Annotated in this window: 26 protein-coding genes; 15 read left to right on the top strand and 11 right to left on the bottom strand. The window is 43.8% G+C overall.

Features of this window, described 5'->3' with window-relative positions; all coding sequences use genetic code 11:
• From KIO97_RS24255 to KIO97_RS24240, 4 genes are all read right to left on the bottom strand, one after another.
• On the bottom strand, positions 1-187 hold a 187-nt coding region (locus KIO97_RS24255; RefSeq protein ID WP_285384176.1), incomplete at its 3' end, for a DUF1293 family protein.
• A 3-nt stretch (positions 188-190) separates the two neighbouring features.
• Positions 191-1,336, bottom strand: a complete 1,146-nt coding sequence (locus KIO97_RS24250; protein ID WP_285384175.1) for a replication initiation factor domain-containing protein — start codon at positions 1,334-1,336, stop codon at positions 191-193.
• Positions 1,320-1,535 carry a hypothetical protein gene (locus KIO97_RS24245; RefSeq protein ID WP_005531344.1) on the bottom strand — a complete coding sequence of 72 codons (216 nt, stop codon included), beginning with the start codon at positions 1,533-1,535 and terminating at the stop codon, positions 1,320-1,322. The genes KIO97_RS24250 and KIO97_RS24245 overlap by 17 nt, the downstream gene beginning before the upstream one ends.
• 3 nt (positions 1,536-1,538) lie before the next feature.
• The gene (locus KIO97_RS24240) at positions 1,539-2,162 is read right to left on the bottom strand and encodes a 3'-5' exonuclease (RefSeq protein ID WP_182053307.1); all 624 of its coding nucleotides are present in this window, start codon (positions 2,160-2,162) and stop codon (positions 1,539-1,541) included.
• Positions 2,163-2,340: 178 nt separating this feature from the next.
• On the opposite strand from KIO97_RS24240, the gene KIO97_RS24235 reads away from it, so the two are divergent.
• Positions 2,341-2,709, top strand: coding sequence for a DUF3693 domain-containing protein (locus KIO97_RS24235; RefSeq protein ID WP_285384174.1), 369 nt, complete (start codon positions 2,341-2,343; stop codon positions 2,707-2,709).
• A 168-nt stretch (positions 2,710-2,877) separates the two neighbouring features.
• On the opposite strand, the gene KIO97_RS24230 is transcribed toward KIO97_RS24235, so the two are convergent.
• The 3 genes from KIO97_RS24230 to KIO97_RS24220 form a co-directional block, all read right to left on the bottom strand.
• Positions 2,878-4,608 (bottom strand): response regulator, encoded by a 1,731-nt coding sequence (locus tag KIO97_RS24230; protein ID WP_285384173.1) that lies wholly within the window; start codon positions 4,606-4,608, stop codon positions 2,878-2,880.
• Positions 4,598-5,785, bottom strand: a complete 1,188-nt coding sequence (locus KIO97_RS24225; RefSeq protein WP_285384172.1) for an FIST signal transduction protein — start codon at positions 5,783-5,785, stop codon at positions 4,598-4,600. The genes KIO97_RS24230 and KIO97_RS24225 overlap by 11 nt, the downstream gene beginning before the upstream one ends.
• 112 nt (positions 5,786-5,897) lie before the next feature.
• A complete protein-coding gene (locus tag KIO97_RS24220; RefSeq protein WP_043883267.1) occupies positions 5,898-6,254 on the bottom strand; it encodes a hypothetical protein in 357 nt (118 codons plus the stop codon).
• 256 nt (positions 6,255-6,510) lie between these two features.
• Between KIO97_RS24220 and ccoN the strand changes: the two genes are divergently transcribed.
• The 10 genes from ccoN (at position 6,511) to uspE (ending at position 15,494) form a co-directional block, all read left to right on the top strand.
• Positions 6,511-7,938 (top strand): cytochrome-c oxidase, cbb3-type subunit I, encoded by a 1,428-nt coding sequence (gene ccoN, locus KIO97_RS24215; protein ID WP_285384171.1) that lies wholly within the window; start codon positions 6,511-6,513, stop codon positions 7,936-7,938.
• Positions 7,939-7,950: 12 nt separating this feature from the next.
• A complete protein-coding gene (gene ccoO, locus KIO97_RS24210) occupies positions 7,951-8,571 on the top strand; it encodes a cytochrome-c oxidase, cbb3-type subunit II (protein ID WP_005528475.1) in 621 nt (206 codons plus the stop codon).
• A 9-nt stretch (positions 8,572-8,580) separates the two neighbouring features.
• Positions 8,581-8,754 carry a CcoQ/FixQ family Cbb3-type cytochrome c oxidase assembly chaperone gene (locus KIO97_RS24205; RefSeq protein ID WP_005528472.1) on the top strand — a complete coding sequence of 58 codons (174 nt, stop codon included), beginning with the start codon at positions 8,581-8,583 and terminating at the stop codon, positions 8,752-8,754.
• Positions 8,754-9,728 (top strand): cytochrome-c oxidase, cbb3-type subunit III, encoded by a 975-nt coding sequence (gene ccoP, locus KIO97_RS24200; RefSeq protein ID WP_005528470.1) that lies wholly within the window; start codon positions 8,754-8,756, stop codon positions 9,726-9,728. Before KIO97_RS24205 ends, ccoP begins: the two co-directional genes overlap by 1 nt.
• Before the next feature lie 89 nt (positions 9,729-9,817).
• A complete protein-coding gene (locus KIO97_RS24195; RefSeq protein WP_285384170.1) occupies positions 9,818-10,294 on the top strand; it encodes a FixH family protein in 477 nt (158 codons plus the stop codon).
• 4 nt (positions 10,295-10,298) lie between these two features.
• The gene (locus KIO97_RS24190) at positions 10,299-12,662 is read left to right on the top strand and encodes a heavy metal translocating P-type ATPase metal-binding domain-containing protein (RefSeq protein WP_285384169.1); all 2,364 of its coding nucleotides are present in this window, start codon (positions 10,299-10,301) and stop codon (positions 12,660-12,662) included.
• Positions 12,663-12,676: 14 nt separating this feature from the next.
• Complete coding sequence (ccoS, locus tag KIO97_RS24185; protein WP_005429857.1) at positions 12,677-12,841, top strand: cbb3-type cytochrome oxidase assembly protein CcoS; 165 nt, start codon at positions 12,677-12,679, stop codon at positions 12,839-12,841.
• 9 nt (positions 12,842-12,850) lie between these two features.
• On the top strand, positions 12,851-13,528 hold the full coding sequence (locus tag KIO97_RS24180) for a sulfite exporter TauE/SafE family protein (protein ID WP_045398634.1): 678 nt from the start codon (positions 12,851-12,853) through the stop codon (positions 13,526-13,528).
• Positions 13,529-13,618: 90 nt separating this feature from the next.
• Positions 13,619-14,365, top strand: coding sequence for an FNR family transcription factor (locus KIO97_RS24175; protein ID WP_005429849.1), 747 nt, complete (start codon positions 13,619-13,621; stop codon positions 14,363-14,365).
• A gap of 181 nt (positions 14,366-14,546) precedes the next feature.
• Entirely contained in the window at positions 14,547-15,494 is a 948-nt protein-coding gene (uspE, locus tag KIO97_RS24170; protein WP_045452357.1) for a universal stress protein UspE, read from the top strand.
• Between the two features lie 126 nt (positions 15,495-15,620).
• Here the strand turns inward: uspE and ttcA are convergent, their stop codons facing one another.
• The 4 genes from ttcA to KIO97_RS24150 form a co-directional block, all read right to left on the bottom strand.
• On the bottom strand, positions 15,621-16,514 hold the full coding sequence (gene ttcA / locus KIO97_RS24165) for a tRNA 2-thiocytidine(32) synthetase TtcA (RefSeq protein WP_005441601.1): 894 nt from the start codon (positions 16,512-16,514) through the stop codon (positions 15,621-15,623).
• A 198-nt stretch (positions 16,515-16,712) separates the two neighbouring features.
• Positions 16,713-17,375, bottom strand: coding sequence for a DUF2987 domain-containing protein (locus KIO97_RS24160; protein WP_285384168.1), 663 nt, complete (start codon positions 17,373-17,375; stop codon positions 16,713-16,715).
• 17 nt (positions 17,376-17,392) lie between these two features.
• Complete coding sequence (locus KIO97_RS24155) at positions 17,393-18,229, bottom strand: glucosaminidase domain-containing protein (RefSeq protein ID WP_285384167.1); 837 nt, start codon at positions 18,227-18,229, stop codon at positions 17,393-17,395.
• Complete coding sequence (locus KIO97_RS24150; protein ID WP_045452364.1) at positions 18,222-19,019, bottom strand: hypothetical protein; 798 nt, start codon at positions 19,017-19,019, stop codon at positions 18,222-18,224. The genes KIO97_RS24155 and KIO97_RS24150 overlap by 8 nt, the downstream gene beginning before the upstream one ends.
• A gap of 323 nt (positions 19,020-19,342) precedes the next feature.
• Here KIO97_RS24150 and potA point away from each other — a divergent pair, with 323 nt between their 5' ends.
• The 4 genes from potA to KIO97_RS24130 all read left to right on the top strand — a co-directional run bounded on the left by potA (position 19,343) and on the right by KIO97_RS24130 (position 23,281).
• The gene (gene potA / locus KIO97_RS24145) at positions 19,343-20,536 is read left to right on the top strand and encodes a spermidine/putrescine ABC transporter ATP-binding protein PotA (RefSeq protein ID WP_237714186.1); all 1,194 of its coding nucleotides are present in this window, start codon (positions 19,343-19,345) and stop codon (positions 20,534-20,536) included.
• Complete coding sequence (gene potB / locus KIO97_RS24140; RefSeq protein ID WP_010447924.1) at positions 20,517-21,377, top strand: spermidine/putrescine ABC transporter permease PotB; 861 nt, start codon at positions 20,517-20,519, stop codon at positions 21,375-21,377. The genes potA and potB overlap by 20 nt, the downstream gene beginning before the upstream one ends.
• On the top strand, positions 21,377-22,147 hold the full coding sequence (gene potC / locus KIO97_RS24135; protein ID WP_005389180.1) for a spermidine/putrescine ABC transporter permease PotC: 771 nt from the start codon (positions 21,377-21,379) through the stop codon (positions 22,145-22,147). Before potB ends, potC begins: the two co-directional genes overlap by 1 nt.
• Positions 22,148-22,249: 102 nt before the next feature.
• The gene (locus KIO97_RS24130; protein ID WP_285384166.1) at positions 22,250-23,281 is read left to right on the top strand and encodes an extracellular solute-binding protein; all 1,032 of its coding nucleotides are present in this window, start codon (positions 22,250-22,252) and stop codon (positions 23,279-23,281) included.
• Positions 23,282-23,505 lie beyond the last annotated feature (224 nt).

Genomic DNA, 23,505 nt, shown 5'->3' with positions numbered 1-23,505 from the left:
ATTCATGATCAATCATCAAAGGTTGATCCCATTGTGGGTTTACGTCACCAGATTCGCCGATGGTGCGACGCTTGAATTTCTCCGAGTTAATTTCACGTAGTGGGCGCGAGATGTTCAGTTGTGCACTATCACCACGTGCCGAGTTCCAAGTGATGTCCATGCCTAGGACAAAAACAGATTTAGACATTTGTTAGGTCTCCAATATGTGTGTCACCAACTTGCCGTAGGTATCGGGGAAGGTGAATTTGGTTCCATCACGGACGAGCGAGCCGACAACGGTTTCAATGTCGCCCTCATGGAATTCGATTAAAGAGTTCAGGATTTTCCCGTACTGGCGACGCATCCAGTGAGCCGAAGCCAACAGGTCTAGCGCCGCACGTTTAGTCGGGACAGGTTTTGTATTGAATTGTTTTGCAGTAGAAATCGACGCTGCGAAGTCGTTGATGGCCGCGAATGCGCCAGCAGGATTCAACAGCACATCGATGTTCCATTTTTTAAGTTCAACTTCTGAGCGGTACCAAACCAAACCCGTGTTCGCGAGTTTCTGCTCAAGAGCCTTGTTGTAGATACGCCAGTAGATGCGAGAAGTACGAGAGCCGACAGAGTATTGCTCTTTGGTGTAATCAGGACGGCCATCACGAAAGCCCGCAATCGTATGGTCAACATGCAGAACCGGATTACGGCCACGCTCAGCCGTACGGAAAGCATCATCATTCCAAGCTTTGCGCGCGTATTCACAATCAAAGATACCGTCGTAATCATCGTAAGCGAGATCGACACGCGCGAGTGTTTGAACACCAAGAACGTTAGTAAGCCAATCATGCAGCGACCAAGGCGCGCGACGAGCAAACACATGCTTACAACCAGTGCCATTAATTTGGAAATGCACCGTGTCATTGTTGCCACCAATACCCACGAAACCACAGAAGTCTTCACCGTCTGGTGAGGTCAACTTCATAGACTCAGAATAGAACTGAAAGCCAAGGCCACGAGGTGCAGAAAGCGACAAGCCAAGCACCTGATTGGTGAAGATGCGCAGGCAATCTTCTAGGTAATTGCGGTAACAGATATCAAAGGCGTTGTTGTACGCTTCAATCTCTTCAGCAGTGCCTGCGATGGTCGCATTAAACTGAGGTGGAGCAGGGAACTTAGGCGCCTTACAGTGACGTTGTAACAGAGATTTAGGCGCTAAACCTTTGTATTCCTCATGCTTGTGAAGACGTTGAATCGCGTTGTGACAATGGCGTAAGTCCTTGACTGCAAATGTAAAACATAGGTAGTCAATATGAACAGACTGCTCATCGAATTTCTTAAGGATGTTAGTTGCAGTAGTCATCGAAGACCCCTAAATCAACGCGTTCTTGGTAAGTAGTGTTGGTGATAGACACCAACTCATAAGAGACAAATTCAGACGAAGCCCAAGATTCGAGATGAGACATAGACTTAAGTAAATCCCATTCTTCACAGCCTTTGACCAACACAGAAACCGTGTAGTCAGGCAGCAAGTCGTAATAGATGGTTTGGGCTTCGTTCATGGGTTATGCCTTTGAACTATACTTAGTGACACCGTCACAGTTTTGATTGTTTTGGTTTTCAATCTGTGAGTTAACAGCGTGAATTAATCGACGAGTCATTTCGCAATCGGCCAGAGCTCGGTGCGCGGTTAAGTCAGACACATCAACTTGTTGTTGAGCACAGGCGTTAGTTAGAGATTGCCACTTGTAATCTTCATGGTGTTCATTCCAAACACCGAAGAACTCGGCGTACCAAAGCATTGCGCACTGAGGAACGCAGAACTTGAAAAACAAATCGTGAACAGTTTGGACGTAAGCAGCGTTACAGTGCTTATCCAAAGATTGGATGATTAAGCGCGTATCAAAATCTGAGTTGTAGATGATGATTGGACGACCATTAAGAAGCGGGAGAAAGTAATTTGAAAAGACTAAATGAAAGTCGGGCGCGTCTTTAACGTCTTCATTGGTGATGCCATGAATCGCTGTCGCGTCAGCAGGAATAGAACAAGTTGGTTTAACAAGTTCGTTCACGATGACTTTGCCAGAATCCGCACAGATAGCAGTGAACTCAACAATTTCTGCGTCAGAGCCTAAGCCAGTAGTTTCTGTATCGATAATGATCGCATTTTCAGTAGACAGTTTTTTCATAGCAACACCTTGACTGTTTAGAGTGACCACCAAGGCCAGACGAGAGCGTCAAGGGCAAACGCCCAAACCAAGGTAGTCAAATTCCGATTTAACGGAATCCTAATTCCGAATTTCCGGAAGTTCAAGATACGAAAAATCGGAACAGATGAGCTAGAATGTTGGAAACGGAGGAATTTAGATGTATCAAAGTGAACTGTTAGATGCCTACAAAAAGGCTCAAAACTACGTACAAGACAAACAAATAGCAGCTGATTTGAATGTGCAAGCGTCTAGAGTTAGTGAAATGCGCAAAGGAAAGCGCTATATCTCTGATTCAGAAGCAGTTTTTCTGGCGAAAGCATCAGGAATAGACCCAGAGATTGCATTGTTAGGTTGTCACGCTGATCGCAACGAGAATCCAGAGATTCGCGGCATGTGGGAAAACATCGCAAAAAAGTATAACGGGCTTGGATTAGCAGGAATTTCAATGGCTTGTGCAGGATTTGCCGTAGCGTTTTCAAGCCCAGTGGGATCCTCAATTCAGTGCGCATTATATGTGTTATGTTAAATGAAATATCAACGTACGCCAAATCTTCTCTAGATTGGTCTCCTATCCCTCTCAGATTTTAAAATACGGCGCTTTTTGATAGTGTCATTAAACATAATGGTGATTTACCATAAAATACTTAATATAGATCTTAATAATCTTACGATTGTTAAGATCTATATTAACGCGCTACGCGGTTTCAACTAACGATTGAATTGCTTCGTAGATCTCTTGCCGTCGAACTGGTTTTGAAACAAAACCGTCCATGCCGGCTTTCATGCATGTAGTTTTGTCACTTTCCAGTGCGTGAGCTGTTAACGCGATGATTGGAATATTAATGCCTTTCTGTCTGATTAGCCTCGTCGCTGTTATCCCATCCATAATTGGCATTGAGACGTCCATCAAAATGATGTCGATGTTTTGCCTTTGTTCTTCAAGAAATGCGATTGCTTCTGCGCCGTGGCTAGCAATAAAAACATTATGTCCTAACTTGTTTAAGATTAGTTTAATTACAAGTTGATTAGACTCTGTATCTTCGACAACAAGAAGGTTCACTGCTTTTGATGGATGATTGGGCTCTATCTTTACCGGTCTATCTTGATTATTTCTCGTTAACACAGGTATCTTAATTTCAAAGTGTGATCCAACATTCTCTTCACTTTTAACGCTGATTGTTCCTCGCATCATTTCAACCAAATGTTTGGTGATAGCAAGTCCAAGGCCTGTACCTCCAAACCTTCGAGTAATCGAACTGTCTCCTTGATGGAAAGCAGTGAAAAGATGTCCGATTTTTGATTTAGGGATTCCAATTCCGGTATCCACCACTGAGATTACAAGCTCACCATCACGTTCAATAACCGAGACGTTGATACCACCAAAATCAGTGAATTTGCTGGCGTTCCCAATTAAATTGAAAAGTACTTGAGACAACCGGGTCGAATCGATCCAATATTGCTTGTTATTATCCAAGTTACATTGGTATTCGAAACTCAGGTTTTTACTTATAGCTACCTGTTTTTGTTGGGAAATGATCAATGTTACCGCGTCACGCAAGTTTGTCCATTGTTCGCTTAGACGAAAGCTTCCCGACTCTATTTTGGACAAATCGAGGATATCGCTAATTATCGCTAATAACAGATCTGCTGAGCACTCCATTTGATTCAAAACTTCAGATTGGCTTTCTGTTAACGTCGACTGTCTTAATATGTCGAGCATACCCAAAACCGAGTTCAAAGGGGTTCGAATCTCATGACTCATCATAGCGAGAAATTCAGATTTTGATTGGTTAGCGCGTTCTGCTTCTTCTCTTGCTTTCGCAAGTTGCGAAGTACGCACCTCTACGATACGTTGTAACTTTTCTTTCGTTTCAATATCGATTACCGCCCTTTCTATCAAAGGTCGAAAGCGCCTGAGGGTTTCTTTGTTTTCGATACTAAAGTGCCCTTTTTGTGCGCCAACAAGTATGATGATAGTTTGCGTAACTTCAGAGCGAATACCAGTTAAAAGCATGGAACTTACCTGACTTTTAATAAAGGAGTTAAGCCCCTCAAACTCCTTTAACCGCATTGGTTCAAACAGCAAAATACATTCACCATTGAGCGCCCTCTCCGATGCGTTACCCGGTAACCAGCTAGCTCTATCAAAGACGCTATTTGTCGATAGAAGTGTTTTGAAATTTTGTTGATTGCAGTCACGGGTAATGACGATGAAGTCATCAAAGTCGATGTATTTCTTTAGAACGCTGTTGAGGCCGGAAAAAATTTCGTGGCGATTACGAGCCTCACTCATAGCAGAAATGGCTGATAAGATTGCTTTGTTTTCGTCAGCTAAGAGTTTCTCTCGCTGTCTTGCCTCTTTTAGTTCGACAAGTGCCTCTTGTAACGCTTCTTGTTGGTAAATCTCTAAATATTTATCTTTCATAAGGTTTATGGAAAATTGCCGATGATATCATCAAGTTTCCATGTCCATTTTCGCCACCTATAAATCTTCCTTGCTCACCAAAAGTAAACGGGCAAATAAAAGGTAGGTTCTCTAATTCCTGGTTAATTTGTTCACAAACGCTGTTTATGTCCTGCTTTAAGTGCAGCATAGGACCAGCACAAAAGATATTGATTACCCCTATTTTTCGAGACTCTTCTAACTTTTGATTAAATGCTGCGTTCACTACTCTTGCGGCTCTTGCGACAAGATGCTGACGACTTCCCTGCATCAACGTCAAAGATTCGCCTTCTTGGATACTTGTAAAGAGCTCGATACCACCTTGTTTGGTCTCTCTTATTGGATGTGAGAGTTTGTAGTAAGGTCTATCGTAAAGATGCCCAGCGATTCTCCCCAATGGATAAGCACTTGAGTTGGTAAATAGAAAGCTTTCTTTGTCGGATTGTGTCTCTTGGTGATTAGTCCACTCACGGTAGACATCGAGAGCGGGTTTATTATCTATCTCTAGTAAGATGCGATCTTTCGTTTTCGTCGCAATACCCGTTATCCCCGTTGGTGAATGCCCAGCACTAAAAGCGATATCAACGGGCTGTGATGAGTAAAATAGCGTCAGGCTAACACCGTTTTGCTGAGCGTCTTGAGAAGTAATAATCGACCAGTTACCTTCGATATTATTATCCGCAGCCGACCCTCCAATGATAGGGACTAGCGTCCCAAACCTTTCATCAATACATTCAATGATGGTTTCTTCATGGCCAGGGGTTGCGTGTAAAAGGATGAGATTCGGCACCTCTCCTATTCTATCTGCATGCACCAATGCCATGTTTAATGCAGCATCTACACTCGCTTCAACATTTGCTCCAAAAGTTGAGATACCCGTACCATATGCGTGCTGGCCCGAATCATAAATCGCGAGTATCGCAATCACCGGCCCTTGGTGATAACCATGATTTGTCATTATCGCTTGGCAGGAGCTAGCACCGTGAACGGTTGTCTCGGGGAACAGCTCAACAAAAGCGCTTTGGATTACTCTGAAATCGTACTCTTCGGTGTAATAACAGACGATATGCGAAAGGTTATCCTCAGTCAGCTCAGAGCGAAATCGTTTGATAGCTAAATATTCGTCGGTAATATGAGTAAATAATGATTGGCACTGCATACGATTTTATTATTGGTTATCACTTTACTGTTATACCACTGCGACAATTTAGTGCTAAGCATGACGGTATTAATTGCATAAGAAGATGTAATTATCTCGTGTCAGATCTGATTTATAAATGAACTTGGACAATGTTTTCGTTTAATTTGAAATTAATTGTCTTCTTCTCAGAAATACTATTCCAATCGATGTCACGAAATTCATCATCGATATTAATAAAATCCCCCGTTTGATTTAGATCAATTTTCAGACTGTCTGTTTTTGAGCTTTCGATCGAAAACCCTTTCGAAGTCTTATTTATGATTATTTTCTCAGCACCAATTGTTACATCACATCGTTGTTTTTGTGAACAATCTACCTCTCTGTTCGTCTCGTAAGTAAAGGTGCGCCAGAAAAAGGCACCAATTAAAAGACTGAGCATGATTAAGATTTGTGCAAGTCGTGCCTTTGTTAACTTTTGTGCGGCCATAATTCCTAATATCCTTGTTACAAACTTCAAACTTTTTAAATAAAAAATGATTTCCAGAGGCCTTGTAAGGTTACTACTCTGTCATTGAATTGTTAATTCAAGTATAGTGTCACGCTGAAAATGCCACTTTTTATTAAAGTCAGCAATGGAAATAAAGTGATGATAACACTTGAATTCTAGAGTTTACTTGGGTGGTGTTACGACGCAAGTCGTGTTGGAAGTAAAGTGTAGTTAATTAGAAATTGGAAGCATGCAAATGAGCCAAGTAAAGCAGCTAGAGCAAAGCTACAACTATACAGTCGTTCGTCAGTTTACCCTAGTCACTATTTTGTGGGGAATTGTCGGAATGGGTGTTGGTGTGTTTATAGCCGCTCAGTTAGTTTGGCCACAGCTAAACTTTGATACGCCGTGGTTAACGTTCAGTCGTTTACGCCCACTGCATACAAATGCGGTAATCTTTGCGTTTGGTACAAGTGCTCTGTTCGCAACATCTTATTATGTCGTACAGAGAACTTGTCAAACGCGTCTTTTTGGGGGGCCACTGGTCGCCTTTACGTTCTGGGGATGGCAAGCAATAATCGTCGCAGCCGCTATTACCCTACCACTTGGGTACACATCGTCAAAAGAATACGCAGAGCTTGAATGGCCAATAGATATCGCTATTGCTATCGTATGGGTAGCATATGCTGTCGTATTCTTCGGAACATTGGTCAAACGAAAGACCTCCCACATTTATGTGGCTAACTGGTTCTTCGGCGCCTTTATCCTCACAGTAGCGGTACTTCACATCGTTAATAGCATGGCTATTCCTGTATCACTTGGTAAATCTTACTCGATTTACTCCGGTGCTGTGGATGCTATGGTTCAATGGTGGTACGGACACAATGCGGTAGGTTTTCTACTGACCGCTGGTTTCCTAGGTATGATGTACTACTTTGTTCCTAAACAAGCTGAACGCCCTGTCTACTCTTACCGTTTATCTATCGTTCACTTCTGGGCTCTTATCTCTCTTTATATCTGGGCTGGCCCTCACCACTTACATTACACTGCGCTACCTGACTGGACTCAATCCCTCGGTATGGTGATGTCTCTGGTTCTATTTGCTCCATCTTGGGGTGGTATGATCAACGGTATCATGACGCTGTCTGGCGCGTGGCATAAACTTCGATACGATCCTATTCTGCGTTTCCTAATTGTTTCATTGTCTTTCTATGGTATGTCTACATTCGAAGGTCCAATGATGGCAATAAAAACAGTGAACGCACTATCGCACTACACAGACTGGACCATTGGACACGTTCACTCTGGAGCATTGGGTTGGGTAGCCATGGTTTCTATCGGTTCTGTATATCACCTTGTACCTAAGCTTTTCGGTCAGGAACGTATGTACTCAGTAAAACTGATCAATGTACATTTCTGGTTGGCGACTATCGGCACGGTTTTCTACATCGTTGCTATGTGGATCTCAGGCGTAATGCAAGGGCTAATGTGGCGAGCAGTTAACTCTGACGGCACACTGACTTATAGTTTTGTTGAATCCGTTGCAGCCTCTCATCCATTCTACTTTGTTCGCTTCCTAGGCGGTCTTATTTTCTTGTCGGGTATGTTCTTGATGGCATACAACACCTACAAGACGGTTAGTGCCCCGAAAGAGAGCTTAAAAGCAGTTCCACAACCGGCTTAGGGAGAATTGAGTGTGAGTAATAATTCTAATAACCGCCACGAAATCTTAGAGCGTAACGTAGGTTTATTGGCAATCTTTATCGTGTTTGCGATTAGCTGGGGGGCGCTTGTTGAAATTACGCCTCTCATCTATCAAAAGCAGACAACAGAGCCTGTTGACAACTTAAGAGCCTACAGTGCTTTAGAGATGGAAGGTCGTGACATCTACATTCGCGAAGGCTGTAATGTGTGTCACAGTCAGATGATTCGTCCTTTCCGCTCTGAAACAGAGCGCTACGGTCACTACTCTGTTGCTGGTGAAAGCGTTTGGGAACACCCATTCCTATGGGGTTCTAAGCGTACTGGTCCAGATTTGGCTCGTGTAGGCGGACGTTACTCTGATGAATGGCACCGTGTTCATCTGATCAACCCTCGCGAACTGGTGCCAGAGTCTATAATGCCAGGTTACCCGTGGTTAGCTGAAAACATTCTCGATGGGAAGCTTACTCCTAAGAAATTGACGCTTTTCAGAGACAATTTTGGTGTTCCGTACACTGATGAGCAAATCGCAAATGCGACTAAAGATGTACAAGGTAAATCTGAGATGGACGCAGTCATCGCATACCTTCAGTCTCTTGGTCATGCGATGAAATAAGGAGTCGATATGGATTTCGGTACAATTCACAGCATCTATACCGTTGTTCTCTTTGCTAGTTTCATTGGCATTGTATGGTGGGCATTTGGTAAAAAGCGTAAAGCACGATTTGAGGAAGATGCCAATCTAGTGTTTGCAGATGAAGAGCAAGTGAAACCAAATAATCAAGGAGTGGAGAAGTAATGACTACATTCTGGAGTCTCTGGGTTATCGTAATTACTGTCGGTACTCTAGTTGGATGTGCAATCCTCCTAACTTGGTGCGCTAAGGATAAAATGGGCGTCGAGGAAGGTGCAGATATGGGACACGAGTACGACGGTATTCGTGAGCTCAATAACCCTCTACCAAAGTGGTGGACCTATCTGTTTATCAGCACTTTTGTATTTTCTGCTGTTTACTTGGCGATGTACCCTGGACTAGGAAGCTTTAAAGGTTTGCTAAATTGGTCCAGTTCAAATCAAACGGTAACCAACGTAGAAGATTCAAAAAAAGCAATATCTGAGGCACAAGAACAAAAACGTCTCGATCAGTACGCGAAAGAATTGGGCAGTGCAGATGCTTACTTCGGTGAAGCATTCCGCGCGCTTGCTCATAACGCAGATGGTCTACGCCCTATCCCTGAGATTGCGCAAGATCCTGAAGCAATTAAAGTTGGTCAACGTTTGTTCCTGCAGAACTGTTCGCAATGTCACGGCTCTGATGCTCGCGGTCAGAAAGGTTTCCCCAACTTAACTGACGATGCATGGCTGTACGGCGGTGAGCCAGCAGCTATCGTGACTACTATCATGCAAGGCCGTATCGGTCAGATGCCAGCGTGGAAAGATGCACTTGGTGAACAAGGTGTTCAAGAAGTTGTAAGCTACACGCTAAGCTTATCTGGTCGTAAAGTGAACGCACGTGAAGCTGAGGCTGGCAAAGCTCGCTTTGTTGTGTGTGCAGCTTGTCACGGCACTGACGGTAAAGGTAACCCTGCTGTAGGCGCGCCTGACCTAACTGACCAAGATTGGTTATTCGGCGATTCACGCGCTGCAGTAACAGAAACAGTCATGAACGGTCGCTCTGGTGTGATGCCAGCTTGGAAGGACATTCTAGGCGAAGACAAAGTTCAACTTGTCGCGGCATACGTCTGGAGTTTAAGCAACTCTGACAATAAGTAACATTTCAATAACAGCCCCTTTCATAGGGGCTGTCTTTCCTTTAAATTTAAAGCCTTACATTTTTTCATTTAGCTGTTGAGAACTTTTTTATGGTAAAGCCTTGGTATAAACAATTTTGGCCGTGGTTCCTGATCATCCTGCCTTTAACTGTTGTGGTATGGACAATCGTTACAGTGGTCGTATTCGCCAACAATTCAGTTTCGTTGGTTGCAGAGGATTATTATAAAAAAGGCAAAGGGATCAATATCGATATTAGTAAAATGAATGTCGCTCGTGATCTTGGTCTTAACGCTACCGTTTCATCTGATGGCAACACCGTTGTCATCACTTTTAATAAAGGCGAATTACCGCACTTCCCTGCGCTAACTGCGACGTTCACGCACCGTACGTTATCAGACCATGATTTCTCGAAGCTGCTTACAGCAGATGCAAAAGGTAACTATCGCTTAACGCCAGAAGACTCCATTAAAGGTCCCTGGTTCGTCGAGCTTGAGCCACACAATCAAGAATGGATGATTCAAGGTCGAGTTGAATTCCCTGCGCAACCAACAACTTTGATGAAGTAAATCTATGTGTAAATCCTGTTATCACTGTGGTGAAGATGTACCAGCCAACACGGATTTCAAAGTAGAAATATTGGGTGAAATTCGCGATATGTGTTGTCCGGGCTGTGAAACTGTCGCTCAGACTATCGTCGATAGTGGTCTAGTCTCCTATTACCAATACCGAACGGCGCCAGCAGAAAAGGCGGATCTAGTCCCTGAGCAACTCCAAGCCCTCATCCATTATGATAACGAGGATGTTCAGTCAGAGTTTGTTCGTAACCATGAGAACACTTCTGAAGTCACGCTCTCTTTGGAGGGCGTCTCGTGTGCCGCTTGTGCTTGGTTGATTGAAAAACAAGTATCGGGTGTTAAAGGCTTGGTTTCCATTCGTGTTAACACCACAACCAACCGCGCTCTACTCGCTTGGGATAAAACTCAAGTTCGACTCAGTGAACTGCTGTCGGTCATTCATAAACTCGGTTACAAAGCCGCCCCTTTTGAGGCAGACAAGCAAGAAGCCACCTACCACAATACAATGAAACAATACCTTTATCGTCTAGGTATAGCGGGTCTTGCAACCATGCAAGTAATGATGCTTGCGGTAGCATTGTATTTAGAAGTCTTTGGCGATTTAGAGCCAGAGTTTAAAAACTACTTCCGCTGGGTAAGCTTAATCTTCGCGACACCTGTACTGCTCTATTCTGCTCTACCTTTTTACCTCAATGCATGGCGCAGCATTAAAGGGCGAACCCTTGGGATGGACGTTCCTGTATCCATTGCACTCATATTTGCTTATGTGGCGAGCTTAGTTGCAACGGTGACTGAACAAGGCGAAGTGTTCTTCGAATCGATCTCGATGTTTACCTTCTTCTTGTTGGTCGGTCGATTCTTAGAGATGCGAGCTCGTCGCAAAGCAGCAGCAGCTAGTGGCAACCTTCTCAAGTTAATCCCAGCGATTGCGACGACGCTAGACGGTGAACAAATCCCGGTAAGAACCTTAAAGGTTGGTGATCGCATTCGTGTCCTTCCTGGCGAACATATACCGGCAGATGGCAAAGTGATTTCCGGTCGTATCCATATCGATGAATCTATGCTGACCGGCGAGTCCGTTCACGTGGTTAAGAAAGCCGGAGATGCCGTTTACGCAGGTACATTAAATGGTGAGGAGTCTTTCGAGCTAGAAGTAACGAACTCGAAAGCAGACTCGATGATTTCGAATATAGTCCGTCTTCAAGATGAAGCACAGCACTCCAAACCAAAAATTGCTGAGATTGCAGACGTAGTCGCGCGCTATTTCGTTGGTGCGATTCTAATTATTTCTGCAGGAACTTGGTTGTACTGGCATCAAACTAAACCTGATGATGCATTCTGGATTATGTTGTCTGTTCTGGTCGCAACCTGCCCATGTGCTCTATCTTTAGCCACACCAACGGCATTAACTTGCGCAACTTCTCGTATGGGTAACTTTGGTATCTTGCTGCGTAAAGGCCATGTTTTCGAAACGCTGTGTAAGATTAATCACCTTGTGGTTGATAAAACAGGCACGTTGACCAAAGGCGACATCGAAATAAGTGAAACCCAAACCTTCTCTGATTTAAGCGAATCCGACACTCTGGCCATTGCTGCCGCACTCGAAGCTCATGCCAACCACCCTATTGCTCGCGCATTTTCAGGGTTTGGTCGTGAAGGTTTCACCGTCAGTGATGTTCAAAATATCATTGGCTCCGGTATCCAAGGTATTTGGAATACCAAGACAGTAAAAATCGGTAGTGCAAGCTTCGTTGTGGGTGAAAATCGCGATGAAGGTAACGCCGTATACCTTTCAGTCGATCATGAACATGTCGCAACCTTCTACTACCGCGATCCAATTCGTAAAGAAAGTAAAGCATTTATCCAACGTTTTGCGGATGCAGGCATTAAAACAACGTTGTTGACTGGCGATTCACTACGAAATGCACAGCCTGTTGCGGATGAAATGGGTATAGACCATGTGATCGCATCGGCAAAACCTGAAGACAAACTCGCGTATCTTAAAGGGTTAGATCAAGACGACATCACTATGATGGTTGGTGATGGTATTAACGATGCACCAACGCTGGCTGGGGCACACCTTTCTGTCGCGATGGGCGGTGGTACGGATGTTGCGAAAGCATCAGCAGATATGACGCTTCTAGGCGATAATTTAGAGAAATTATTAGAGGCAAGATTGCTTGCAATACGTACAAGAAAGATAATCCGAGAAAACTTGGCTTGGTCTTTGGGTTACAACCTGTTAATTTTGCCGCTGGCAGTTGCAGGCTTAGTCGCACCATATGTTGCAGTAGTGGGTATGTCGGCAAGTTCTATCATCGTCGTATCCAACTCGTTGCGACTGCTTAAAGAGAAGTAAGTGAGAGATCAAACATGGAAAGTCTATACATATTAATCCCTATCGCCATTGTATTGGTCTGTGTTGCCGTTGCTATCTTCCTTTGGGCTGTTCGTAGTGATCAGTTTGAAGATCTAGAGCGACAAGGACACAACATTCTTCTTGATGAAGACGAAAAACCAAACAACAAAAAACAATAGCGTTTCTCTATGAGCCCAGACTTTATTGGTGCATTTATGATCGGCCTCGTTGGGGCTGGTCATTGCATGGGAATGTGTGGCGGCATCGCCTCTCTCCTTTCCATGGGCGCACCGAACAACAAACCTTCTTCCTCTATTCCTCTTTTCTATAACTTTGGCAGACTTGCAAGCTACGCTTTAATTGGCGCAATGGTTGGAGGTGCGATATCAGGCCTTTCAGAGTTAAGCGGCCTTACCCAGTCTCTTGCGTGGCTTCGATTTGTCGCTGCACTTTTCATGATCTTAGTTGCACTCTACATTGCTAAATGGTGGCAAGGACTGCTTGTTGTTGAAAAAGCCGGGCAGTATATCTGGAAGTTTATTTCCCCTGCAGGAAAACGCCTACTTCCCTTGAAGCACCCCTCCCATGCATTCCCATTTGGTTTTGTTTGGGGTTGGCTGCCATGCGGATTGGTCTATTCAGCGCTCACTTGGTCTGCCGTTTCGGGCAGCGCATTGAATGGCGGATTAATCATGCTAGCATTTGGGCTGGGGACTCTACCTTCGATGCTCGCAATCGGGTATGGTGCGAGGCATTTTCAGAACCTGCAAAAATCGTTAATATTTAGAAACATCTCAGCATTAATTCTAATAAGCTATGGCATGTATACTGCCGCCGGAGCAATGAAAATGCTCGGTTTCATATAGTATGAAAGTCGATATCAGTCATTTTTTTACTACCCTTTAGAAGTAACCAGTGATAAAATATTGATGTATATCAAATAGTGAAAGGTTGTTATGATTTCTGAAAAACCTGCAACAAAGCGTATCCAATCAGGCGGTTGCGCGATTCATTGCCAAGATTGTAGCATTAGCCAACTGTGTATTCCGTTCACTCTGAACGAGTCTGAACTTGACCAGCTGGATCAAATCATCGAGCGTAAAAAGCCAATCCAAAAAGGCCAAGAGCTTTTTAAAGCAGGTGATGAGCTAAAATCTCTGTACGCTATCCGCTCTGGCACGATCAAGAGCTACACAATTACAGAACAAGGCGATGAGCAAATCACTGCGTTTCATTTAGCAGGTGACCTTGTAGGTTTCGACGCGATTACGGGTGACCTACACCCAAGTTTCGCTCAGGCACTCGAAACATCAATGGTTTGTGAGATCCCTTACGAAATCCTTGATGACCTGTCAGGAAAAATGCCTAAACTTCGTCAACAGATCATGCGTTTGATGAGTAACGAAATTAAAGGCGACCAAGAAATGATCCTTCTGCTTTCTAAAAAGAACGCGGAAGAACGTTTAGCTGCTTTCCTTTACAACCTATCAACGCGTTTCTCGCAACGTGGTTTTAGCCCTCGTGAGTTCCGTTTAACCATGACTCGTGGTGACATCGGTAACTACCTTGGCCTGACTGTTGAAACCATCAGTCGCCTACTTGGCCGCTTCCAGAAATCTGAGATTCTGAGCGTAAAAGGTAAGTACATCACCATCTTAGATCACGATGCATTGATGGAACTTGCTGGCGTTAGCAAAGACTAATCTGCCCTATCAATTGATGTAGCTCGAAAATGAGCTACATCATATTTCTTCTAAAATCCCTTCGAAAGTCCTCAAATTCTTCCTCAAACTGAGCTACAGTAAAAATGTACCTTGTGTACTCCAATATACTGATTTACCTTATATTCGGTATTTGGTTTTACAATAATAAGTGGGCTTAGATATGAGTATATACAGTAAGATCCTTGTTGTTGCTGACATCAATAACGATGAGCAGCCAGCACTTGCAAGAGCGGTTCAACTCGCTCGAAAAAGTGTATCCAGAAGCCGAATCACTTTCTTTCTGTCAATCTACGATTTTTCGTATGACATGACCTCAATGCTGTCGGTCGATGAAAGAGATGCTATGCGTCGCGGTGTTATCCACCAACGTGAACAATGGATGCGTAAGATAGCCCAACCGTATTTAGACGATAGCTTCGACTTTGATGTTTGTGTTGTTTGGCATAATCGCCCTTATGAAGCGATCATTGCTGAAGTCTTTGCTGGCGGTCACGACATCGTTATTAAGGGAACGCGCAAGCACGATGTTCTAGAATCCGTCATTTTCACACCTACAGATTGGCATTTGTTGCGTAAGTGCCCTATCCCTGTACTTTTAATTAAAAACGCTGATTGGCCTGAACATGCGAAGATTCTTGCGTCTGTTCATGTTGGTTCGGAAAATCCAACCCATATTGATCTGAATGATTCGATGGTCGAACGCCTTAAAGAAATCACCAATCGTCTCGATGCAGAACCTTATCTCGTCAATGCTTACCCGGTTACACCGGCGAATATCACGATTGAGTTGCCTGAGTTTGACCCAACGACGTACACAGACGCCGTCCGTGGCCATCACCTAACGGCAATGAAGGCACTTCGTCAGAAACACGGTTTGGATGAAGAGCAAACTATCGTTGAGCAAGGTCTACCAGAAGACATCATTCCAGCAACGGCTGAAAAGTTGAATGCCGCAATGGTTATTCTTGGTACGACAGGTCGTACGGGGCTTTCTGCGGTGTTTATTGGTAACACAGCGGAGCATGTGATTGATAAAATCAATTGCGACGTACTGGCATTAAAACCAAACGGTTACATCAGTCCGCTCGATCCAAATACAGCGACATAACAGCGCTGTTTTTAAAGTAATATAGAAATCAAAATCCCCCAATTGTTGGGGGATTTTTTTATTCTGTTTACTGCCCTGGAGGCACGCAAATTAAAAAGGAGGCTCATTTAGCCTCCTTTTTTCGAATTAGATGTTGGTCACATCGATAAACATTGATTCGTCGATGTTTGTCGAAGAAACTACAGCTTCACTGAATTCGTATTCTTCGCGGTTACCTTCACGGTCTAATGGAAGGTTTTCAAAGTCAAACAATTCACGGTCAGCAAGCTGGCTTGGGCTTACGTTTTGGATGGATTTAAAGATAGCCTCTACGCGACCCGGTGTCTTCTTATCCCAATCAATCAGCATTGCCTTGATTGATTGACGTTGTAAGTTCTCTTGTGAGCCACATAGGTTACAAGGAATGATTGGGAACTCTTTGTGCTCAGCGTACTTGATTAAGTCTTTCTCACGACAGTATGTCAGTGGACGAATCACAACGTTACGGCCATCATCTGAACGAAGCTTTGGAGGCATCGCTTTAAGACGAGAGCCATGGAACATGTTCAAGAACATCGTTTCTACGATATCATCCATGTGGTGGCCAAGCGCCAATTTAGTCGCGCCGATCTTCTCTGCGAATGAGTAAAGCGTACCACGACGAAGACGTGAACATAGACCACACGTTGTTTTGCCTTCTGGCACTTTCTCTTTAACAACTGAGTAAGTGTCCTTGTCTACGATGTAGTAAGGAATGTTCAGCGTTTCAAAGTAATCTGGGAGAATGTGCTCAGGGAAACCAGGTTGTTTCTGGTCAAGGTTAACTGCAACCACTTCAAACTTGATCGGTGCTGCCTTTTGTAGATTCAACAGGATATCAAGCATCGCAAATGAATCTTTACCACCACTAATACATGCCATTACAACATCGCCTTCTTCGATCATGTTGTAATCAGTAATGGCATTTCCAACATTTCTTCTTAGGCGTTTCTGAAGCTTGTTGAATTCTAGGGTTTCTTTTCTTGTATCTACTTGGTTCATTGCGGGCTCTCACATCGCCGATAAATCGACTAGGGCTTCCTAACATGGGTTTCTATGGGGCGTGGATTATACGAGCTTTTTACGCAGGATTAAATGTTTGTGTGACCGAGTCGTCAATAAATGCACTCTAAAACAGCGCGATGGGCAATAAAAACAAAAAAGAGCCGCCATGGCAGCTCTTTCAAAATCAAATCACGATTACTTTTTCGCGTTGGGTAGATAAGGCAGAACGCGAGTCGTTGGTTGAGGAAGCGTCATATGTCCGCCTTCACCAATATCACTCAGTGCGACTTGAACTTTACCATTCACTATGGCTTTTTCTGTGCCATTGGAGAATGTAATGGTGTCATTCAACTCGTCAGCAAATTCCATCGTCACGCCTTGAACCTCTGGAGTGAACCAACCTGCAAACATACCGCCTAAATCTTCAAGCAAAGCCTGCATTTGGGGCATCAAAGGCGTAAGTTGCTCGTAAGTTACGTTACCCTGTAATGGCTCTTTGGTCATCACAACTAAAGAGTAATCACATCGTGTGTCTTTCGGCGTTTGGACGAAGACAAGCGGGTTTGCTGACTTTAAGTTCTTGTCGATCGGAATAGGAAGTTCTTTAGAAGCCGGAATAACAAACTCTTCGTAATGCTCTTCTTTTTCCATCCATGCTTTTTCTATCTCACACAATTTCTTAGTGTCTGCGTCGACAAAAAAGACACCGACTTTAACGTCGTCATGCCCTTCTTTCGCATTGTTCTTCAATTGTGTGTAGAGCTTAGAATACGTAAACATGTATTCTTGCGCGTGAGTTGCAGGCGATGCTAAGACCAGTACCGCACTGCCTAGTAAACTTAGGCTTAACTTCTTCATCCGATCCGTTATTTCTTCTATTGTGTCCAGTAAGCGTTATTGTGACGAATCATCGCACGTAAGTCATTAACGTAAGCGATGCCACGTTCGGAATACGCGAGCAAACCATGAGTTAGCTCCGATGCCGTCGCCACAGATAACAAATCCTTGTGTTTCCCTGCTAAGTTAGCGCGAATGTCGCGTAAATCAGCGTAAGCACGGTTGCGATTCACATTCATAAAGTAGCCGTGCACCGACTCTTGTACTGTGTCGAATTTTTCTACTTCATGGGTTTTTCCTGCCCCACGATGTGCCGGGACAATTCCGCAGCCCTTCTTATAACACCATTGACCAAACAAGTTGTTTGCTTGAGTGGCAAAACGAGAGGTTCCCCACGCAGATTCATTGGCGGCTTGGGTTAAAACCAACGCTTCAGGTAACACGTTGACACGCTTGAGCATTTCATCCAACCAAGCTTGTGTGACTGTATCGTCCTTCAATGGATAGGAATAAAGTGCAGCCAAACGTTCAGCGTAAGAGGTTTGCTCAGCGCTCACCTCGCCGATTTTTAAAGACGTTAGGAATGCTCGCTCTTTTTCGATTCGTTGATTTTCTAACGCTATCTTCGGTCGAAGGAAGTCGAAGAACGCTGTCTTCTTATCTTTCGTGTCCTTAATCGAGTTGAAATCAGGAATGTCACCAATATAAGAGAGGTTGGACAAGTCTGGGTGTGTTACTGGGCCGTGCACTACCTGCGAGTCAATCGCATTGCGATATTCGCGGTCGTAGTGCAAATATGGTCCTACAGAAACAAAAGTGGCGGCTATTGTGATAGCCGCCACTCGTAAACTCATTGATTTTAAAGATTTAGGCATCAAACACCTGAGAGTTACCATCGTGATCGTTATCATTTTGCTGTGTTGCTACGATCTTCAACTTAATCCCAAACATTTCGCGGTACAGAATCCCCTTCAAATGGAAGAAGAACGGCAACACGAAGATCAAGCCAATTCCGTAGAACATTGCAGCAACAATAAACATCAACATCACACCTAAGTAAAGCCCTGCGACGACAAAAAGCTTCTTGTTGATGGCACGAAGTGACAAAAGAAGTGACTGCATAGGTGGCACTCTTTTCTCACAAATCAATAAGATAGAATGGCTAAATGCTAGAGAAAGGTACAGAGATAACAACGGGAAAATCATGCCTGCTATGCCCTGCATCATCAAGCTAAACAACGTAGCTAGAATCACAGGAACGGTAAACTGAAGACCTTTGCCCACATGGCGCACTTTCGTCTTAAGACCTGCTACGTGACTCATCGCCATTAGACTAATGCCAGCGTAAATAGGTGCACTGATCACTTCGTAACTGAAGTTAGCCACATAAATAGCGGATACGATGTCAGCAGTAAAAGACTCTGGAGTTTGGATGGCATCAAGAATGACTGCGGGATCACCCAATTGAAGCTGCAAAGCAATATAGAAAATGCCCAACTGAACGAAGAGCAATAGAATAATCGCTGGTGAGAAGGACAGAAACTGTTGAATGGTAGTGCGCCAAGCTTCACTAAAAACAGCACCTGCCTTCAGTTCATACTTGCCAGAAAGAGCTCGCTCTACACTCCCTCCAAGGTTGAAATCTTTCTCAAAATCGTTGTTCATATTTTATCCAAGGCTAACTTGTAAAATTTTTTCTGGAAAACCAGTTAATTAATAAGGGCGTCATTATAAAGAAATCTTGCCAAGTCTAAAATCAGATCTCGGCTTCAATACTTGCAATCTTTGCTATTTGGTCGATAATTAACCACTCGCAAATCCATGAAATTGAAAACATTTGCACAAGAAATCAATACCTCGCCTATATATAGCGGAAATGCAAATACCCCTATAAAAACAGTATGGTAAGGAATGTTTACTTTTGCCTGCAAAATTTTTTCTGTTTCAAGATAAGAAAATGCTTTGATTTCACAATTTTGGTGATTATGATGCGCGCCTCAAAAGTGAATGACTTATGTCACATCAATTGGATACACCCCAATTTGAACGTGGGAGAAATACAGACGTTGAACGCTAAACAGCAAGCAGGAAAGCCAGTAGTTCGTCTATCTGGTATTAGCAAAAGTTTCGATGGTAAGGAAATCATCGGTAATTTAAATCTGGATGTTAATCATGGTGAGTTTCTGACGATTCTTGGTCCTTCTGGTTGTGGTAAAACAACGGTTTTACGCATGATCGCAGGCTTTGAGACGGCAGATAACGGTCAAATCGTACTAGATGACCAAGATGTAACACAGGTTCCTGCAGAGCAAAGGCACGTCAACACGGTATTTCAGAGTTATGCACTCTTCCCTCATATGACCGTATTTGAAAACGTTGCATTTGGTCTTCGCATGCAGAAAACACCTGCTGCAGAGATCGAGCCACGAGTTATGGATGCACTACGCATGGTTCGCCTAGAAAAAATGGCACAGCGTAAGCCTCACCAGCTTTCAGGTGGTCAGCAACAACGTATCGCAATTGCACGTGCGGTTGTTAACAAACCAAAAGTACTGCTGCTAGATGAATCTCTGTCTGCACTTGATTACAAACTACGTAAGCAAATGCAAATCGAGCTTAAACAGCTTCAGCGTCAACTTGGTATTACCTTTATCTTCGTTACGCACGATCAGGAAGAAGCCCTATCGATGTCTGACCGCATTATTGTTATGCGCGACGGTGTTATCGAGCAAGACGGCTCTCCACGTGAGATTTACGAAGAACCTAAGAACCTATTTGTTGCTCGCTTTATCGGTGAGATCAACGTATTCAACGCAACCATGCTAGAGCGTATCGACGAGAAACGTATCCGTGCAGAAATTGAAGGCGTTGAGTCAGTTGTTTACTACGATCAAGAAGCTCAACCAGGTGACAAGCTACAAGTACTACTTCGCCCAGAAGACTTACGCATCGAAGAGATCAAAGAGTCTGAAGAAAAAGGCATCGTAGGTCACGTAACAGAGCGTACCTATAAAGGTATGACGCTTGATTCAGTTATCCAGTTGGATTCAGGCATGCGCGTGATGGTAAGCGAATTCTTTAACGAAGATGATCCAGATGTGGACCACTCCCTCGGCCAGAAAGTCGCTATTACTTGGGTTGAGAGCTGGGAGGTAGTACTAAATGATAAGCAAGAAGCTTAATCTTCAGAACGCGATCATTACCCTAATCGTTGGCTGGCTAACACTGTTTGTGTTAGTACCAAACCTAATGATTATCGGTACAAGTTTCTTGACGCGTGATGAAGCGAACCTAATTGAATTAACGTTTACTTTCGACAACTACCTTCGCCTACTCGATCCTCTGTATGCAAAAGTGTTGATGCACTCTTTCTACATGGCGATCATCGCAACTTTGTTGTGTTTGGTGATTGGTTATCCATTTGCTTACATCGTAGCGAAAATGCCTGAAAAATGGCGTCCGTTCATGTTGTTCTTGGTGATTGTACCGTTTTGGACTAACTCTCTGATCCGTACGTACGGCTTAAAGATTGTTCTAGGTACTCAAGGCATTTTGAACAAGTCTTTGATGGCAATGGAAATCATCGATAAGCCGATGCGTTTAATGTATACCGAAACAGCAGTAATGATTGGTCTTGTGTACATCTTGCTTCCATTTATGATTTTGCCGCTTTACTCGGCAATCGAGAAGCTAGACAACACATACATCGAGGCCGCAAAAGACCTTGGTGCGAACAAGTTCCAAACCATTACTAAAGTGATTCTACCTCTGACAATGCCTGGCATTATCGGTGGCTGTTTGTTGGTTCTGCTACCTGCACTAGGTATGTTCTACATCTCTGACCTTCTAGGCGGCGCGAAGAACCTACTGATTGGTAACGTGATTAAGAGCCAAGTACTGAACGCTCGTGACTGGCCATTTGGTGCTGCGACCAGTATCGCCCTCACCTTCGCAATGGCTGTGATGCTTTACGCTTACTACAGAGCAGGCAAACTATTGAACAAGAAAGTGGAGCTAGACTAATGGGACGCACAGTTAGATTTAGCTTTATGGCGCTGGTATATGCGTTTTTGTATCTGCCAATCATCGTCTTAATTGTTAACTCATTTAATGCCAACAAATTTGGTATGAAATGGGGCGGTTTCACCACGAAATGGTACGAAACCTTAGTTAATAACGACAGCCTAATGCAGGCTGCATGGCATTCATTGAACGTAGCGGTATTCTCTGCAACAGCGGCAACCATCATTGGTAGCTTAACGGCTGTTGCCCTATTCCGTTACTCGTTCAAAGGTAAAGGCGCGGTAAACGGCATGCTGTTTGTCGTAATGATGTCTCCAGATATTGTAATGGCGATTTCATTACTTGCTCTGTTCCTTGTATTAGGCGCACAGCTTGGCTTCTTTACTCTATTGATTGCTCACATCACCTTCTGTCTACCATTCGTTGTGGTAACAGTGTACAGCCGCTTAAATGGCTTTGATGTGAAAATGTTGGAAGCTGCAAAAGACCTTGGTGCAAGCGAATGGGTTATCTTGAAACAGATCATCCTTCCTCTTGCTAAACCAGCGGTTGCTGCAGGTTGGCTACTGAGCTTTACCCTGTCTCTGGACGACGTAATTATCAGCTCGTTTGTAACAGGTCCAACTTACGAAATCTTGCCATTGAAGATTTACTCAATGGTTAAGGTGGGCATTTCACCGGAAGTGAACGCCCTAGCAACGGTGATGTTGATTGTTTCTTTGGTCTTGGTAGTGATTTCTCAGTTGCTAGCAAGAGAAAAAGTAAAGTAGAATCCGCACCCGTTAACATCACGAAACAGAATGGTTACATGCCATTCTGTTTTTCTATCTATCGTCCAAAATTGGACAACGTTTGGTTTGGAGCTAACGTCAATGAAAAAATGGGCTACTCTATTAGCTGGTAGTGCATGTGCGCTTTCTCTGTTCTCTGGTACAGCGGCAGCGGATGATAAAGAATTAGTATTTATGAACTGGGGTCCTTACATCAACAGTAATATCCTAGAGCAATTTACTAAAGAAACTGGCATCAAAGTGATCTACTCGACTTACGAGTCGAACGAAACTTTGTATGCAAAGCTAAAAACTCATAACCAAGGTTATGACCTAGTAGTACCTTCGACGTACTTCGTAGCGAAGATGCGTGACGAAGGCATGCTACAAAAGATCGATAAGACTAAGCTGAAGAACTTCGGCAACCTAGACAAGAACTACCTAGACAAGCCTTATGATCCAAATAACGACTACTCTATTCCTCACGTTGTGGCGATTACAGGTCTAGCGGTGAACGCAGACATGTACGATCCAAACGATTTCCAAAGCTGGGCTGACCTATGGAAGCCAGAGCTTGAAGGTCAAGTAATGCTCATGGATGACACTCGTGAAGTGTTCCACATTGCACTACGCAAACTGGGTTACTCAGGTAACTCTACGGATCCAAAACAAATCGACGAAGCGTACGCAGAGCTACAAAAGCTAATGCCTAACGTTCTAGTATTCAACTCTGACAACCCAGGCGCACCATACATGTCTGGTGAAGTTGGCGTTGGTATGCTTTGGAACGGTAGCGCAGCAGCAGCTCAAAACGAAGGTATGAACCTGAAGCTTGTATTCCCTGAAGAAGGCGGTATCGGCTGGGTTGATAACTTCGCAATCTCTTCTGGTGCGAAGAACGTAGAAGCGGCTCATAAGATGATCGACTTCCTACTACGTCCAGAAATCGCAGAGCAAATCTCGGCTGACACGGGTTACCTAACAGCGGTTGCAGAATCTAACGCTAAGTTCAAAGACGTTGCGCCACTGTTCCCTTCTCAAGAAGATCTTGACCGCGTTGAATGGCAAGATTCTGTTGGCGACATGACTGTGAAGTACGAAGATTACTTCCTAAAGCTGAAAGCGGGTCAATAATCGCTTAATAAGCCATCTAGTAAATGAAAATAGGCAGCAATACGCTGCCTATTTTTGTAATTGACTGATATAATTACACGTTGCTAGGTTTATTTGCTGCGGCTATGAACATTATCGTCTTTCGAAGTCATAACGCTCATCATTCGTACTCCAAATAAACGGGATTGTGCTTATCGCAACTTGGCTCAAATCGATTTCTGTTACTAGTATTGATTTGTCCTATT

Source organism: Vibrio sp. B181a (assembly GCF_030248375.1).
Lineage (GTDB): Bacteria > Pseudomonadota > Gammaproteobacteria > Enterobacterales > Vibrionaceae > Vibrio > Vibrio campbellii.
The sequence above is the reverse complement of the archived record's forward strand: the minus strand, read 5'-3'. Positions and strand labels throughout refer to the sequence as shown.

Bases quoted from the DNA above. Each gene is read 5' to 3' on its own strand.
- KIO97_RS24175 (WP_005429849.1), top strand. From the start codon at position 13,619: ATGATTTCTGAAAAACCTGCAACAAAGCGTATCCAATCAGGCGGTTGC.
- KIO97_RS24245 (WP_005531344.1), bottom strand. From the start codon at position 1,535: ATGAACGAAGCCCAAACCATCTATTACGACTTGCTGCCTGACTACACG.
- KIO97_RS24155 (WP_285384167.1), bottom strand. From the start codon at position 18,229: ATGCCTAAATCTTTAAAATCAATGAGTTTACGAGTGGCGGCTATCACA.
- ccoN (WP_285384171.1), top strand. From the start codon at position 6,511: ATGAGCCAAGTAAAGCAGCTAGAGCAAAGCTACAACTATACAGTCGTT.
- KIO97_RS24220 (WP_043883267.1), bottom strand. From the start codon at position 6,254: ATGGCCGCACAAAAGTTAACAAAGGCACGACTTGCACAAATCTTAATC.
- potC (WP_005389180.1), top strand. From the start codon at position 21,377: ATGGGACGCACAGTTAGATTTAGCTTTATGGCGCTGGTATATGCGTTT.
- KIO97_RS24235 (WP_285384174.1), top strand. From the start codon at position 2,341: ATGTATCAAAGTGAACTGTTAGATGCCTACAAAAAGGCTCAAAACTAC.
- KIO97_RS24230 (WP_285384173.1), bottom strand. From the start codon at position 4,608: ATGAAAGATAAATATTTAGAGATTTACCAACAAGAAGCGTTACAAGAG.
- KIO97_RS24150 (WP_045452364.1), bottom strand. From the start codon at position 19,019: ATGAACAACGATTTTGAGAAAGATTTCAACCTTGGAGGGAGTGTAGAG.
- KIO97_RS24205 (WP_005528472.1), top strand. From the start codon at position 8,581: ATGGATTTCGGTACAATTCACAGCATCTATACCGTTGTTCTCTTTGCT.
- KIO97_RS24225 (WP_285384172.1), bottom strand. From the start codon at position 5,785: ATGCAGTGCCAATCATTATTTACTCATATTACCGACGAATATTTAGCT.
- potA (WP_237714186.1), top strand. From the start codon at position 19,343: ATGCGCGCCTCAAAAGTGAATGACTTATGTCACATCAATTGGATACAC.
- ccoP (WP_005528470.1), top strand. From the start codon at position 8,754: ATGACTACATTCTGGAGTCTCTGGGTTATCGTAATTACTGTCGGTACT.
- KIO97_RS24240 (WP_182053307.1), bottom strand. From the start codon at position 2,162: ATGAAAAAACTGTCTACTGAAAATGCGATCATTATCGATACAGAAACT.
- KIO97_RS24190 (WP_285384169.1), top strand. From the start codon at position 10,299: ATGTGTAAATCCTGTTATCACTGTGGTGAAGATGTACCAGCCAACACG.
- ttcA (WP_005441601.1), bottom strand. From the start codon at position 16,514: ATGAACCAAGTAGATACAAGAAAAGAAACCCTAGAATTCAACAAGCTT.
- KIO97_RS24130 (WP_285384166.1), top strand. From the start codon at position 22,250: ATGAAAAAATGGGCTACTCTATTAGCTGGTAGTGCATGTGCGCTTTCT.
- ccoS (WP_005429857.1), top strand. From the start codon at position 12,677: ATGGAAAGTCTATACATATTAATCCCTATCGCCATTGTATTGGTCTGT.
- KIO97_RS24195 (WP_285384170.1), top strand. From the start codon at position 9,818: ATGGTAAAGCCTTGGTATAAACAATTTTGGCCGTGGTTCCTGATCATC.
- uspE (WP_045452357.1), top strand. From the start codon at position 14,547: ATGAGTATATACAGTAAGATCCTTGTTGTTGCTGACATCAATAACGAT.
- KIO97_RS24250 (WP_285384175.1), bottom strand. From the start codon at position 1,336: ATGACTACTGCAACTAACATCCTTAAGAAATTCGATGAGCAGTCTGTT.
- KIO97_RS24180 (WP_045398634.1), top strand. From the start codon at position 12,851: ATGAGCCCAGACTTTATTGGTGCATTTATGATCGGCCTCGTTGGGGCT.
- potB (WP_010447924.1), top strand. From the start codon at position 20,517: ATGATAAGCAAGAAGCTTAATCTTCAGAACGCGATCATTACCCTAATC.
- KIO97_RS24160 (WP_285384168.1), bottom strand. From the start codon at position 17,375: ATGAAGAAGTTAAGCCTAAGTTTACTAGGCAGTGCGGTACTGGTCTTA.